Source organism: Amphritea balenae, assembly GCF_003858655.1.
GTDB lineage: Bacteria > Pseudomonadota > Gammaproteobacteria > Pseudomonadales > Balneatricaceae > Amphritea > Amphritea balenae.
This window is the reverse complement of the sequence record NZ_RQXV01000006.1, coordinates 116754-130451: the sequence shown is the minus strand read 5'-3', so window position 1 is coordinate 130451 and position 13698 is coordinate 116754. Positions and strand designations below refer to the sequence as shown.

Sequence of the window (13698 nt, the reverse complement as noted above, 5' to 3'; positions counted from 1 at the left end):
TGCTATACCATCATCACTCTCTCTTAGAGCTGAACAGGCTCTGAAATCTTATTCTCGGAGCGGTAAATCTAACCAGATTAAAGCTCATCACTGTCTCTCAACATTAATTGTTGAGGTAGTATCAATGCTTTCTGATTCACTTTCACGTCGTAAAGGAATTGCGTTCGGCCTGTTGGCGGCCCTCATCTGGAGTGGACACAGTATCGTGTCATCGCTGGGTCTGGCGGCCGGACTCGATGCCTATGATCTGACTGCTCTCCGGATCATGGCTAATCTGGTTATTTTTCTACCGGTCATCCTGTTCAGTAAACCGCATCAGCGCGCAGGCATAACCCTACCCCGAGGTTTAATGCTGGCTCTCTGCGCTGGCGCCAGCTTCAGCGTAGTGATTACCTCAGCACTGGTGTTTGCACCGGTAACCCATTCAGCGGCAATTAGCCTGGGAACAGTGCCCCTGTTTGCATTTTTGCTGATGCTTGTGTTTGGCAATAGCCGGTTTCAGCTCAGTTTTGCCCTGGCATTAGTTCTATTGCTCTCAGGTATCATCCTGACAACCGTTGCCAGCGACCAACCTGACCTCAGAGACGACTACTGGATTGGCGATCTGATGTTTATGTGTGGCGCAATGATGTGGGCCAGCTACGCATTTCTTGGCCGGCGATGGAACATTAGCGCCATTTACGGTGTGGCAGTAACCAATTTTCTATCCGCACCTTATCTGCTGTTTTATTTCTTCTATACCGAGCCCGGCCTGAGCCAGGCCTCAATACCCCAGTTGCTGTTCCAATTGCTTTATCAGGGCCTGTTAGTCGGAGGTGTTGCACTGATCTGTTATATCCGCTCAGTCACACTGCTAGGGGTAGAGAAAGGAGCGCTCTTCACCGCTCTGGCTCCTGTGGGAGTAATGGTGCTGGGTGCGTTGATATTAGGCTATCAACCAGTCAGCGCAGAAATAATCGGTATGATACTGGTAACTGCTGGCATGGTAACGGCCCTGCTGCAGGTAAAGCAGAAAACCGACTGATTGATCAAATTACTCTGGCTGGCTAGCCTTCTTACGGCGCACTATATACGGTGACGCCGCCAACGATGGTTTCCTCAACGCTGAGTTGACGAATATCCCCGGGGGCTAACAGAGGATTACCCGACAGAATAACCAGATCGGCAAGTTTTCCCGGCTCAATCGAGCCGCGATTGTTTTCCTGAAACACCTGCCAGGCGGCATCAATCGTTATTGCTCTGAGCGCCTGCATCACAGAAATACGCTGCTCACCGCCAATCAGCTGACCGGTGACCGAACGGCGATTAACGGTGCTCCACAATAGCCCCAGCGGATCTATTGGCGTCACCGGAGCATCCGTATGTACGCTGAATTTCAGTCCCATATCAAGAGCAGAGCCTGTCGGACTCATATTCGGCCCCCGTTCCGGGCCCATAAACTGACTCAGGTGCTGATCTCCCCAAAAGTAGGTATGGGTAGGAAAGAAGCTTGGCGTGATACCTAATTGACGCATTGCCTGTAACTGATCATCTCTGGCCATCTGCGCATGGACCAGAATCATTCGCGGATCTGTCACCGGGAAACCTTTTTGCGCCGCACTGAATGCCTGAATAATATTATCGATTCCGGCATCGCCGTTACCATGAATGGCTAACTGGAAACCGGCTCGGTGATACGCCCCGATTTTAGACGTCAGGTCTGCCTGAGATATAGCAGGGAAGCCCCGATAGCCGGGCTTATCATCAGGATTTTGATAGAAAGGTTCGGTTAAAAAAGCTGTTCGGCCCTGCACACTACCATCAGCAACGATTTTCACCGGACCTATATGAAAGCGACCAGAATTAAACTCTTCGACCTTAAGCGAACCTGCCAATAACTGCTGCCCGAACCCCCTGTCTTGTGGCAAAACCACCAGCCTGAAGGGTAACTGACGTAACTCCGCCGCCCAGTATAAAGCACGCGCCAGGGGTAAACTGATGCCTCCGCTTTGAGCTGTCGTAATGCCCTGGCTCACATACTCGTTAGTCGCCTTGTCAAAAATACGGTAATAATCGATCACTGAAAATTCACTGATCAGATCATTCAGTGTCAGCGCAGCCTGCTCTTGTAGCAGGCCATTTAACCGTCCGCTTATAAGATCTCTGCCGAGCACACCGCCGGGGGGATTGACTGCAGCCTCATCAATGCCTATTTTCTCAAGCGCAACACTGTTTGCGACGCCCATGTGACCAGAGCTGTGCCAGAGATATACCGGATGGTTCGGGGCTATTTTATCTAATTCCCGGCGTTCAGGATGACGCTGCTCTTTTAGTGAAGAGTCATCGTAACCAAAGCCCAGAATCCACTCTCCCGCTGCGGTTGATTCGGTCTTCAAACGGATCTGTTCGAGTAACAGATCCATGCTCCCTGTGCTACCGACCGGAGGAGGGCTCAGGTCTGCAGAAATCGCATTAAATCCGGCAACAGGAAAGTGACTGTGCGCATCGATAAAACCTGGCAACAGGGCTTTACCCTGCAGATCGGTTACCTGCGTATCCGTCATTATCAGTTGCTGAATATCCTGATTACTACCTACGGCCTCGATAACGCCATCACGGATCGATACCGCTTCAACCACAGCGTTATTTTCATCCATAGTCAGCACCGAACCATTGATGAAGACTCGGTGCTGAGGTGAAGCGGTGTAACCACTCAGAAAAGCCATTAAAAAAAGTATCAGCAATAGCGTCGTGACTGAGACCGCAGCTTTAACCATACTTTTCAGGCTCCGCTCTGCTGCTTATGTTTATGATATATCACCAGACAAAACAGAGCGGACAGCAATAGTAACCCTGCAGCAAACAACAGCTGCCCGGTAGACCCCATATTGAAACCGTGCCCGCCCAAAACAAAGATGGCTGTTTGAGGCAGGAAACCCAAAAAGGATGCACTAAAAAATACGCCGGCTGAAAGGCTGGTCGTTCCCGCCGCCAGATTAGTTAACATATTGGTTCCCAGAGGCAGAAAGCGAATAGTCAGTATCTTCAGAAACGGCTGCTGTTCGGTAAAGTCATCTACTTTAGATATCGCTTCAGGGTAACGTTGCAGTACCCAGGGGCGGGCAATAAATCGGGCAAACCAGAATGTTAATAAGGCCCCCAGGCTAATACTGCTAATAGCTAGCAAAACCCCATGCAACAGGCCAAAACTATAGCCTGCAATCAGCGCGACCAGTTGTCGCGGCAAACCCAATGATGCTGTCATCGCACCCAGTGCGACAAACATAACCATACCGATGAAGCCCTGCTGCCTTACCCAGCCAGCCAGACTCTGGGGGTCAATATACTGCTGAAGATATTGCAGCGGAGGATAGGCATAGCTTAGCCCCACTGCAGCCAGTGAGATCAGTAAGATAATGAATAGCAGTAATCGGTTAGTGGCAGTATTGATAACTCAGCTCCCCCTTATAAGACGTTGCCTGTTGTCTGAGAATAAAAATAAGAGGAATAGTTCAACGGAACATTGCCAGTAAGAAGATCAGCCAGCCAAAACTGACCAGGATGGACAAAGCAGATACCAACAGAAACACTTAATACGAGCGAACGAAGATATATTTTCTACAAACGAACAATAAACTATTGGGGTATCAAACGAAGAGGGTAATTCTTAAGGAGAGTAAGTTGGTGCAGATGGGGAGACTCGAACTCCCACGCCCTTGCGAGCACTAGCACCTGAAGCTAGCGTGTCTACCAATTCCACCACATCTGCATAACAACTTGTCACGTTTAAGGGCGCCCCCTTGCTATAAAGTATAGCTTTCTCTACGAAGCCCAATCACCGAAAGTGATTGGTGCAGATGGGGAGACTCGAACTCCCACGCCCTTGCGAGCACTAGCACCTGAAGCTAGCGTGTCTACCAATTCCACCACATCTGCTCCGTAAAGAGGGGCGCATTATAAGGACGGCTTCTCAATTTGTGAAGAGGGACAAGCCATTTTTTTAAAAATATTTTAATTTTTCTTCAGACAACCGGAGAAGCTATCTGCCAGTGATTGTAGGTAATCCGTGTAACCAGTTGCCCCGGTAGGCGATGTTGATGCCAGAGGATCGAGGCGGCCCACATCAATATTCAGCCCCCGAATCAGGTTTTCTACCACCGGCGCTTTAAACTGTGGTTCAACAAACACACAAACGGCTTTCTGTTGCTCCAGCGCCTGACGGATCTCAGACAGGTGTTTAGCACCCGGCTTACGGCCGGGATCAACGGTAAAATACCCCAACTGCTTTAACTGATAGTGTTCAACAAAGCCGGAAAATGCATCATGGAAAACAAAGAAACCCTCATCTTTAAGTGGCTTAAGCTGTTGTTTTAAAAGTTTATCTTTTTCCTGCAATCGACTTTCAAAACGCTGATAAGCTACTCCCAATACATCAGCCTGGTCGGGCTGTAACTGAATCAACCGGTCCCGAATCTCAGCAGCGGCTTCCAGCGCCCGTTCTGGTGCCATCCAGAAATGGGGATCCCCCTGATGCTGATGGCCATGCTCATCGTGCTCATCGTGCTCATCGTGCTCATCATGCTCATCATGCTCATCATCAGAATCTGTTGCTGGCTCTAATAACGCCAGCGCCGGTTGAGATAACTGGCTCACCGGCTTACGCAGAAACATTTCCAGGTCTTCACCACCCCAGATCACCAGATCCGCACTGTGCAACTGACTAATCGCTGATGGTTTAAGCGAATAATGATGCGGCGAACTTCCCGCCGGCAGCAGCAAATTAACGTCAGCCAGCTCACCCAACATCTCTTCGGCTATCAACTGAATCGGTTTAATACTCGCCAGCACAGTTATGCCTGACTCGGCTTGAGCAGGAACCGTCGTCCACAGGCAGGCACTAAATAGAGAAATTGAGCAATATCGGCTAAATCGGTTAGTCATCAGTTGTAATGTCGCTATGATTTTAAGAGATGCAAAGTTATAATATAACATTTACCAGTTCAACCGGTATTTCAAATGATTTCCAACACCAGCAGTAATATTGCTTATCAGCCCGACCATGACCATACCCGTTGTATCAGCTCGGCTTTACAGCGCGCTCAACAGCTGTGTAAAGCTAATGGCCAACGCCTGACGAAAATCCGTGAACTGGTACTGAAGCTGATCTGGCAAAGTCACAAGCCACTGGGTGCTTATGATCTGTTACCCGCTATTGCTAAAGCCGGATTTAACTCTGCCCCACCCACGGTATATCGCGCTCTGGATTTTCTTCAGGAACAAGGGCTGGTGCACCGACTTGCCTCCCTGAATGCTTTTATTGGCTGTAATCATGCCGGTGAAGTGCATCAGAGTTATTTTCTGATCTGCAGTGCCTGCGGCATTACCGCTGAGTTTGAATCAACAGAACTACAGCAGAGTATCCTGACCTGCGCCAATCAGGCTGGCTTTAGCGTTGAGCATGAAAATATTGAGATATTAGGCCGCTGCCCTAATTGCCGGGAGGCGGTATGAGCCAGACAGAGCTAATAAAAATCGACCAGCTAAATATTAACTTTGGTGAAAACCGGGTCATCAGTGATGTTTCCCTAAGCCTGAAACGGGGCGAAATTACCACACTGATTGGTCCCAATGGCGCAGGCAAGACCACTCTGGTAAAAGCTGTACTGGGGCTTTTGAACCCCAGTAGTGGCACTATCACCCGCAATGAAGCATTACGTATCGGCTATATGCCGCAAAAGCTTCATATAGATACGACCTTCCCCTTAACGGTCGAGCGTTTTCTAAAAACCGCAGCATTCTCCGGTACCGACGATCAGCTCGATGCACTGCGCTCTGTAAAAGCCGAAACCCTGCTTAAGCAATCAGTACACAGCCTGTCCGGTGGTGAGATGCAAAGGGTTTTGCTGGCCAGAGCACTGCTGCGTAAGCCCGAATTATTGGTTCTGGACGAGCCGGCTCAAGGCGTTGATATCAATGGTCAGGTAGAGCTTTATAACCTGATCGCCCGTATTCGTGACCAGTATAATTGTGCCGTACTGATGATCTCCCACGACCTGCATCTGGTGATGGCAGCGACCGATCAGGTAATCTGCCTGAATCGACATATCTGTTGCTCGGGACACCCTGAACAGGTCAGTAGTGATCCATCCTATATTGAACTCTTTGGCGTGCCTGGCTCAGAAAACCTGGCTCTCTACAGTCATCACCATAACCATCAACATAATGAGCATGGCGATATCGTCCCCTTAGCCGAAGACCAACACAGCAACTGCGGAGGTCATCACTAATGGCTGATTTCCTCATATTTGCCCTGCTCGGTGGTATAGGTGTCGCGCTGGTCGCCGGGCCTCTGGGTTCCTTTGTCGTATGGCGCCGTATGGCATATTTCGGCGATACACTGGCACACTCAGCCCTGCTGGGAATCGCAATCGGTGTACTCTTTGATATTAACTTCAATCTGGCCGTAGTCAGTTGCTGTGTAATACTGGCGCTGATTCTGGTGAGTCTGCAGCGTCAACGTATAGTCGCCACTGATACTTTATTGGGAATCATGGCGCACAGCAGCCTGTCACTAGGCCTGGTCGCCGTCGCACTACTCGATGACGTTAGGGTCGACCTTATGGAATATCTGTTTGGTGACCTGCTGGCAATCACGCCTACAGACCTGCTCTGGATCTACGCTGGCGGGGCCATCGTCATGCTGCTGCTATGGCGGCTCTGGAATCCACTACTAGCCATCACCATTAATGAAGAACTGGCTCAGGTAGAAGGGGTGCCGGTCACCCGCATCCGACTGGCACTGATGCTATTGATCGGTGTGGTAATCGCTATCGCTATGAAAGTGGTGGGGATACTGCTGATCACATCATTGCTGATCATTCCCGCTGCCAGCGCCAGGCGTCTGGCAACATCACCGGAGCAGATGGCCATATTCGCCAGTTTGCTGGGTGTCGTTGCTGTATCGCTGGGGTTATATGCGTCCTGGCATCTGGATACACCGGCAGGTCCATCGGTTGTGGTTGCAGCACTGGTTCAGTTTCTGCTGCTCTATAGCCTGCCAATCCGGCGCGCAGCTTAATACAGAAAAAGTAAGCTTTATAGAAAGCGGTACCGAAGCGTTCAACGTTTCCAGAGCACGTTGATCAATGCCCCGATGATAATCAGGCCACCACCTATCATTGTCCATAACGTTGGTATTTCACTAAAGAATACCCAACCCAGTAACAATGCAAAGATAACCTGAACATAAGAATAAGCGGTCGCCTTGCTTGCATCATCATGTTGCATCGCCTTAGTCAGGCCGACCTGACCTACCTGAGTAAAAATACCCACCAGCAACAGCAATAACAGCGCCTCGGTACCCGGCATCACAAAATTATCACCGAGCAAAGCGATCGAAAATGGCAACGCAATCATTGGAAAGTAAAAAATAATTACGGAGCTGTCTTCCGTCTGGCTCAGTCGACGCACGATGACATAAGCAATAGCGCTTCCCAACGCCCCAGCCAATGCCGCAAGCACACTGATTAAAGGTAGTTCGGAAACCGTGCCGAATAACAGGTCCGGCTTAACCATAATCACCAGACCGATAATGCTTAATAAGATGCAGATCAAAGTAGACCGCTGAACCGCTTCTTTAAGGAATAAAAATGCCAATAAAGCGGTAAATATCGGGTGCAGGTACTGCAGAATTGTCGCTTCCGCCAGTGGCAGCGTAGTCACCGCATAATAGACGCAGATCAGAGCAACAGCCCCCACAACACCCCGGGCTATCAACAGAGGCTTATGGTTACCCCACAAAGATATCCGTTTACGTTTAATGTCCAGATAACTGATAACCATTGAAACCAGCGCTCTGGCAGCCACTATCTCAAGCACTGGAATATCGTAGCGGCTAACCGCCTTAACGCAAACCGCCATCAGTGAGAAACCCAAAGCCGACAACAGCATATAACGTAGGCCTGGGGTCAGGTTGTAATCTAACTTCGATAGCATGGCTTTTCTTAACAGAGCAATAAAGGCAGAAGGGAGGTACGCAAGCAGTACCCTCACAGAATGCGGCCAGCCTATTATGAATAGGCCAGAAAGTCACATTAAAATAAATTCAGGCGGGCACTCAAACTGAAAACGGGCAACTCACTGCTATATGTCCAACTATGTTTACAAACAGCGGTCTATGCTTATTAACGCCAACCTCTGTTTGCTGTTGCCGATTTGGGGTAGCCAAAATAGATATTAACCATAGATAACAATATCAGGACAACCTATGCGCGCGCTGTTTTTATTAGCAGGTTTATGTATCAGCTCAATCACTCAGGCCCTGCCACTGGAAAGACTCAACCTTCCCGATGGTTATAGTATTGCAGTAGTGGCACAGCCCGATAACGCCCGTCAGATGGCGCTGGGTGAACCCGGAACCCTCTATGTTGGCAGTCGCAGAGAAGGCAAGGTTTACCGCCTCAAAGACAGTGATGGCGATGGTATTTATGAGCAACAACAAACCCTGATGCGACGACTCAACATGCCCACCGGCGTTGCCTATCGTGATGGTACTCTATACGTTGCAGCCGTTAACCGGATACTCATGGTTGCCGATGCTGAACTGCGCTCAGACCTGCCGGTAAAAGGCCAGTTGCTGACCGATGACCTGCCCGATGCTAATCATCATGGCTGGAAGTATCTGAAATTTGCGCCGGATGGAAAGCTATATTTCAATCTGGGGGCACCCTGTAACACCTGCCTTAGCGAAGATCCCCGCTTTGCATCTATCTTAAGCCTTGATCCGGAAACCGGTCAGCAACAGATTATCGCCCGGGGCGTCCGAAACTCTGTCGGTTTCACCTGGCAGCCGGAAACGGGAGAGTTCTGGTTTACTGATAATGGCCGGGACCATCTGGGTGATGATTTGCCCGACGATGAATTAAACAGACTTGATAAGACCGGGCAGCACTTTGGTTATCCCTATATCCACGCAGGAAACATTCCTGACCCCGATTATTATGACAACCAGACTTATGATCAATACCCTGCACCGGTACTGAAATTAGGCGCCCATGTCGCTCCGCTTGGCCTGACTTTTTATACCGGAAAGCAGTTCGCACAGACCGGCTCTCAACATCTGTTTATTGCCGAACATGGCTCGTGGAACCGATCGAAGAAAGTGGGCTATCGTATTATCCGGGTTGATACTTCACTGACACCGGTTAAATCAGAGGTCTTTATCGATGGCTGGCTAACAGGAGAAAAAGCCTGGGGCAGGCCGGTCGATGTAGTTACCGACCGAGACGGCAGCTTACTGATTTCAGATGATAAAGCAGGGGTGATCTATCGGATTAGTTATAAAGAATAAACAACCGGACTACAGACCTTCTTTTACAAACTAAAGGTCTCTCCCAGATCACGGCAAGGCTGGTAGCGGTGACAATCAATTTCATGATCATTAACCATGCCCGTCGCCTGCATGTAGGCATAACAGATCGTCGGCCCGACAAAGGTCATACCGGCTTTCTTTAAGGCTTTACTCATCGCCTGGGATTGTGCTGTTTCAGCCGGAACTTGTTTAAGGCTTTGCCAGCTGTTCTGTACCGGTCGTCCATCCACAAACTGCCAGATGTAGTTGGCAAAGCTACCGTGCTTTGCTGCCAACTCAAGAAAAGCCGCCGCCGTGCGTACTGAGGACTCCACCTTAAGGCGGTTTCGCACAATACCGGGATCCTGCAGCATCTGTTCTGTTTTTTCTGGCGTAAAAGCAGCAACGGTCGCAGGATCAAATCCTTCATACTGGCGACTATAACCTTCACGTTTCTGCAAAATAGTACGCCAGCTTAAACCCGCCTGCGCGCCTTCAAGTATCAGATATTCAAACAGCTGCTGATCGTTAATCTGGGGCACACCCCAGATCTCATCATGATACTGCTGTTCTAACTCAGTCGCGGTAGCCCAGGCACAACGTTGACACATATATCTTACGCTCCATGATAGTAAGTGCTCGCAGACTAGCCCTTATCAGAACCCGGATTAGGTACAAAATTTAGTGGCTGAGCCGGCTCCAGCTCAACTTTACCGCCCCGGTTAACCCGGGTTTCTATCTCACCCGCAGGCTGATCAGAGCCGTCCAGCGCCATTGAGTCGGCAAAATCACAACGAACACATTCCCGATGTTCGCGCGCATCATCCCGATACATTTTAAGGGTATCCATCTCTCCACAGCGGGGGCACACCGCCCCGGCAATAAATCGTTTTACTATGGTCATAATAATCTCAATTTAACCTGTAACACCCGAGTGACGCAGCAATGCATCTACTTCAGGCTCCCGGCCACGGAAGGCAGTAAACAGCACCATCGGCTCTTTAGAACCACCCATCTCTAAAATATTCTCACGGAAAGAGCGCCCGGTGTCCGTATTAAAAACACCTTCCTCTTCAAATCGGGAAAAGGCGTCAGCAGACAGCACTTCAGCCCACTTATAGCTGTAATAACCAGCTGCATAACCGCCTGCAAATATATGGCTGAAACCATGCTGGAATCGATTGAAAGCAGGAGGCGTGACAACTGAAACCTGGCTACGAATCCGGTCCAGTACATCCTGAACTACAGTAACACCGGCCTTAAACTCCCGGTGTAACTGGAAATCAAACAAGGAGAACTCCAGCTGGCGCACCATCATCATACCGGACTGGAAGTTTTTCGCCGCCAGCATTTTGTCTAATAGCTCAGTAGGCAGCGTTTCTCCGGCCTGATAATGACCGGATATCAGTGCCAGCGCTTCCGGTTCATAGCACCAGTTTTCCAGAAACTGACTAGGCAGCTCTACCGCATCCCAGGCAACCCCGTTAATACCGCTGACATCAGCATATTCAATGCGGGTCAGCATGTGATGCAGACCATGGCCAAACTCATGGAACAAGGTCGTCACTTCGTTATGGGTCAGCAACGCAGGATCATCACCCACCGGTGGATTAAAGTTACATACCAGATACGCCACCGGTAGCTGCAATACACCATCATCAAGGCGGCGGCGCACCCGGCAATCATCCATCCATGCACCACCACGTTTCTTCGACCGGGCAAAAGGATCAAGGAAGAAGCGGGCGATCAGTTCACCATCACGGGAAACGGAAAAGAGCCGGGCATCCTCATGCCAGCGATCAAACTCAGTGACTTCCTCAATCTCAATATCAAACAGTTTACCGGCAACCGTAAACATACCCTCCAACACTTTAGGCATTGGGAAATAGGGGCGAAGTTCCTCTTGAGAAATCGCATAACGGGCCTGCTTTAGCTTTTCGCCGAAGTAACTGATATCCCAGGCTTGCAGGTCAGGCTCACTGAACTCTTCCAAAGCAAAGTTCTGCAGTTCCTGGTATTCCTTTTGAGCCTGCTGACGACTCTTCTGTGCCAGATCCGTCAGGAAGTTAATAACCTGATCAGGGGTATCAGCCATCTTGGTCGCAAGGCTGTAATCGGCATAGCTATCGAAGCCCAACAACTGCGCCAGCTCTGCCCGTAGCGCCAGAATTTCAGTCATTATTTCACTGTTATCCCATTTACCGGCATGGGGTCCCTGATCAGACGCCCGGGTAGCAAAGGCTTCATAAATTTCGCGACGCAATGCCCGGTTGTCCGCATAGGTGATTACGGCAAAGTAAGAGGGGAAATCCAGACTCACCAGCCAACCGTCTTCACTTTTAGCTTCAGCCATCTGTTTGGCCGCCGCGACGGCACTATCCGGTAAGCCTGCCAGTTCAGCCTCATCGGTAATCAGCTTGCTCCAGCCATCGGTTGCATCCATTACGTTCTCAGAGAATTTAGTCGTTAACTCAGACAGTTTCTGCTGTAATTCGCCGTAACGTTTCTGATCAGCTTCAGCCAGGGCGATACCTGATAAACGGAAATCCCGCAGCGTATTGTCGATCACTTTTTGCTGAGCGCCGTCCAGTTGAGCATAAGCCTCACTGTCCGCCAGTCGTTGATAAGCTTTATACAAACCCTGATGCTGGCCCATCTCGGTCCAGAACTGCGACAATTTTGGCAGGCAGGCGTTATACGCATCCCGCAGCTCATCGCTATTTACCACTGAGTTCATATGGGACACCGGTGACCAGGCTTTTGCCAACCGGTCGCTGCTCTGCTCAAGCGGCATTACCAGGTTATTCCAGTCAGGTTCTGCACTACTTTCCATTACCTGCTCAACGGCGCTACGGCAATCGGCCAGTAGCTGATCTACCGCAGGCTCTACCTGTTCCGGACGAATTTCACTAAAAGGCGGCAGCAGATGGTTTTGCAGCAAAGGATTAGACATGAAAAACTCCTGACAAATCGATTATAGATGCCCCATATAAAGCGTACTAAAAAGGGCTGATGGCTTATTAGGTGGGGCTTAAATTCTGGTTTTCAATCAGGGAGCCTGCGAACAAGTCCGAAATGGACCTGGTTACACCTGCCTTCGCTATCCGTGTTTAGCCTTAACTACCCGCTTAACTAGGTTTATTATGGAGACTTCACTGATTAAACCGGATGAGAGCTGCCCATGAATATTCGTACTTACCAAAACATGACGCCTGAACTTGGCAACGCAGTGTTCGTTGACCCCAGCGCCGTGGTCCTGGGTGATGTGGTATTGGGTGATGATGTCTCTGTATGGCCATTAACCGTTATCCGGGGTGATATGCATCGCATCCGCATCGGTAACCGCACCAGTGTTCAGGATGGCTCCGTATTACATATCACCCACGCAGGCCCCTTTAATCCGGACGGTTTCCCCCTGATTATCGGCGACGATGTCACTATCGGCCATCAGGCGATGCTACACGGCTGCACTATCGGCAGCCGGGTTTTAGTCGGTATGGGCGCTATGGTGATGGATGGGGCTGTGGTAGAGGACGACGTCATTATCGGTGCCGGCAGTCTGGTCCCCCCGGGGAAGACACTAAAAAGCGGCTACCTCTACGTCGGTCGCCCGGTTAAAGAAGTACGGGAGCTCACCGAGAAGGAGATGAGCTTCTTTACTTATACCGCTGGAAACTATGTGAAACTGAAAGATAAACATCTGGCGGAAAACTACTAATCGTAGGACAATGCCGCACGTTTATTTTGAGCTGGAGATATAGCTTTGTCATTGGCCAATTGTAAGTCCATTCAGGTTATCTGGCTGCTGGTGGTTATCGTAGCCGGTTATTTTGTATATAACCTGGAAGACCAGATCACCATCTATAAAGAGAACGGCTTGCTGGAAAATCTGCAGGCGGGAATTCTGTTACTGACCTGCTTTTATATGGTTATCGTTGGTAGAAACCTGCAGGGCAGTTCCCGCTATGCCGCCTGGATGTTTGCCTGGATATGTCTGGCGTTTTTCTTCCGAGAATTCGATGTTCGTAAAACCGACTGGCCAGAGTTTGCCCATATGATCTTCGGTAAGCCGGGCCAATATATCTGGTTCCTGCCGTTAATGTTCATACTGGTTCAGATATTTCGCAACATCCGATTTTACCTGCGCAATATCCTGCTCTATCTGCTCTCACCAATGATGCTCACCATCATCCTGGGAGGCATCCTGATTGTCATGGGTGCAGTATTTGATAAACAGATCATCCCAACCGAGAACAAGTTCTGGGAAGAGTATCTGGAGGTGGCAGCCTACGCCTATCTGTTCCTGGCAGCGATGTTATCGCCCACCAGCTTCCGGTATATTGAAACCCAAGCAAAATAAAAAAACGCAC

Annotated in this window: 14 protein-coding genes and 2 tRNA genes; 7 read left to right on the top strand and 9 right to left on the bottom strand. The window is 49.7% G+C overall.

What is annotated here, in order from left to right:
• Positions 1-124: 124 nt before the first annotated feature.
• Positions 125-1024, top strand: a complete 900-nt coding sequence (locus EHS89_RS11895) for a DMT family transporter (protein WP_124926381.1) — start codon at positions 125-127, stop codon at positions 1022-1024.
• A 31-nt stretch (positions 1025-1055) separates the two neighbouring features.
• Here the strand turns inward: EHS89_RS11895 and EHS89_RS11890 are convergent, their stop codons facing one another.
• The 5 genes from EHS89_RS11890 to znuA all read right to left on the bottom strand — a co-directional run bounded on the left by EHS89_RS11890 (position 1056) and on the right by znuA (position 4920).
• Positions 1056-2756: an amidohydrolase gene (locus EHS89_RS11890; RefSeq protein WP_124926380.1), complete on the bottom strand. Its 1701-nt coding sequence runs from the start codon at positions 2754-2756 to the stop codon at positions 1056-1058.
• 5 nt (positions 2757-2761) lie between these two features.
• Positions 2762-3370: a TVP38/TMEM64 family protein gene (locus EHS89_RS11885; RefSeq protein WP_124926379.1), complete on the bottom strand. Its 609-nt coding sequence runs from the start codon at positions 3368-3370 to the stop codon at positions 2762-2764.
• Positions 3371-3661: 291 nt separating this feature from the next.
• Positions 3662-3748 (bottom strand) — tRNA-Leu (locus EHS89_RS11880).
• 80 nt (positions 3749-3828) lie between these two features.
• Positions 3829-3915: transfer RNA gene (locus tag EHS89_RS11875), tRNA-Leu, on the bottom strand.
• 75 nt (positions 3916-3990) lie between these two features.
• Positions 3991-4920, bottom strand: coding sequence for a zinc ABC transporter substrate-binding protein ZnuA (gene znuA / locus EHS89_RS11870; RefSeq protein ID WP_170167490.1), 930 nt, complete (start codon positions 4918-4920; stop codon positions 3991-3993).
• Positions 4921-4995: 75 nt separating this feature from the next.
• On the opposite strand from znuA, the gene EHS89_RS11865 reads away from it, so the two are divergent.
• Genes EHS89_RS11865 through znuB form a run of 3 tightly spaced genes read left to right on the top strand, consistent with a single transcriptional unit; the run spans position 4996 to position 7057 of the window.
• Positions 4996-5490 carry a Fur family transcriptional regulator gene (locus tag EHS89_RS11865; protein ID WP_124926377.1) on the top strand — a complete coding sequence of 165 codons (495 nt, stop codon included), beginning with the start codon at positions 4996-4998 and terminating at the stop codon, positions 5488-5490.
• Positions 5487-6266: a zinc ABC transporter ATP-binding protein ZnuC gene (gene znuC, locus EHS89_RS11860; RefSeq protein ID WP_124926376.1), complete on the top strand. Its 780-nt coding sequence runs from the start codon at positions 5487-5489 to the stop codon at positions 6264-6266. Before EHS89_RS11865 ends, znuC begins: the two co-directional genes overlap by 4 nt.
• Positions 6266-7057 carry a zinc ABC transporter permease subunit ZnuB gene (gene znuB, locus EHS89_RS11855; RefSeq protein ID WP_124926375.1) on the top strand — a complete coding sequence of 264 codons (792 nt, stop codon included), beginning with the start codon at positions 6266-6268 and terminating at the stop codon, positions 7055-7057. Before znuC ends, znuB begins: the two co-directional genes overlap by 1 nt.
• A gap of 41 nt (positions 7058-7098) precedes the next feature.
• Here the strand turns inward: znuB and EHS89_RS11850 are convergent, their stop codons facing one another.
• Positions 7099-7974 carry a DMT family transporter gene (locus tag EHS89_RS11850; protein WP_124926374.1) on the bottom strand — a complete coding sequence of 292 codons (876 nt, stop codon included), beginning with the start codon at positions 7972-7974 and terminating at the stop codon, positions 7099-7101.
• Between the two features lie 271 nt (positions 7975-8245).
• On the opposite strand from EHS89_RS11850, the gene EHS89_RS11845 reads away from it, so the two are divergent.
• A complete protein-coding gene (locus EHS89_RS11845; protein ID WP_124926373.1) occupies positions 8246-9328 on the top strand; it encodes a PQQ-dependent sugar dehydrogenase in 1083 nt (360 codons plus the stop codon).
• A 23-nt stretch (positions 9329-9351) separates the two neighbouring features.
• Here EHS89_RS11845 and EHS89_RS11840 read toward each other — a convergent pair whose 3' ends face one another.
• From EHS89_RS11840 to prlC, 3 genes are read right to left on the bottom strand one after another with little or no spacing between them, the layout of a single operon-like run.
• Positions 9352-9939 (bottom strand): DNA-3-methyladenine glycosylase I, encoded by a 588-nt coding sequence (locus EHS89_RS11840; protein ID WP_124926372.1) that lies wholly within the window; start codon positions 9937-9939, stop codon positions 9352-9354.
• A 35-nt stretch (positions 9940-9974) separates the two neighbouring features.
• Positions 9975-10232 (bottom strand): YheV family putative zinc ribbon protein, encoded by a 258-nt coding sequence (locus EHS89_RS11835; protein WP_124926371.1) that lies wholly within the window; start codon positions 10230-10232, stop codon positions 9975-9977.
• 12 nt (positions 10233-10244) lie between these two features.
• Positions 10245-12281: an oligopeptidase A gene (gene prlC / locus EHS89_RS11830; RefSeq protein WP_124926370.1), complete on the bottom strand. Its 2037-nt coding sequence runs from the start codon at positions 12279-12281 to the stop codon at positions 10245-10247.
• 228 nt (positions 12282-12509) lie between these two features.
• On the opposite strand from prlC, the gene EHS89_RS11825 reads away from it, so the two are divergent.
• Positions 12510-13046, top strand: coding sequence for a gamma carbonic anhydrase family protein (locus EHS89_RS11825; protein ID WP_124926369.1), 537 nt, complete (start codon positions 12510-12512; stop codon positions 13044-13046).
• A 45-nt stretch (positions 13047-13091) separates the two neighbouring features.
• On the top strand, positions 13092-13688 hold the full coding sequence (locus EHS89_RS11820) for a hypothetical protein (protein ID WP_124926368.1): 597 nt from the start codon (positions 13092-13094) through the stop codon (positions 13686-13688).
• Positions 13689-13698: the final 10 nt, after the last annotated feature.

Bases quoted from the DNA above. Each gene is read 5' to 3' on its own strand.
- EHS89_RS11895 (WP_124926381.1), top strand. From the start codon at position 125: ATGCTTTCTGATTCACTTTCACGTCGTAAAGGAATTGCGTTCGGCCTG.
- EHS89_RS11890 (WP_124926380.1), bottom strand. From the start codon at position 2,756: ATGGTTAAAGCTGCGGTCTCAGTCACGACGCTATTGCTGATACTTTTT.
- znuA (WP_170167490.1), bottom strand. From the start codon at position 4,920: ATGACTAACCGATTTAGCCGATATTGCTCAATTTCTCTATTTAGTGCC.
- EHS89_RS11865 (WP_124926377.1), top strand. From the start codon at position 4,996: ATGATTTCCAACACCAGCAGTAATATTGCTTATCAGCCCGACCATGAC.
- znuC (WP_124926376.1), top strand. From the start codon at position 5,487: ATGAGCCAGACAGAGCTAATAAAAATCGACCAGCTAAATATTAACTTT.
- znuB (WP_124926375.1), top strand. From the start codon at position 6,266: ATGGCTGATTTCCTCATATTTGCCCTGCTCGGTGGTATAGGTGTCGCG.
- EHS89_RS11850 (WP_124926374.1), bottom strand. From the start codon at position 7,974: ATGCTATCGAAGTTAGATTACAACCTGACCCCAGGCCTACGTTATATG.
- EHS89_RS11845 (WP_124926373.1), top strand. From the start codon at position 8,246: ATGCGCGCGCTGTTTTTATTAGCAGGTTTATGTATCAGCTCAATCACT.
- EHS89_RS11840 (WP_124926372.1), bottom strand. From the start codon at position 9,939: ATGTGTCAACGTTGTGCCTGGGCTACCGCGACTGAGTTAGAACAGCAG.
- EHS89_RS11835 (WP_124926371.1), bottom strand. From the start codon at position 10,232: ATGACCATAGTAAAACGATTTATTGCCGGGGCGGTGTGCCCCCGCTGT.
- prlC (WP_124926370.1), bottom strand. From the start codon at position 12,281: ATGTCTAATCCTTTGCTGCAAAACCATCTGCTGCCGCCTTTTAGTGAA.
- EHS89_RS11825 (WP_124926369.1), top strand. From the start codon at position 12,510: ATGAATATTCGTACTTACCAAAACATGACGCCTGAACTTGGCAACGCA.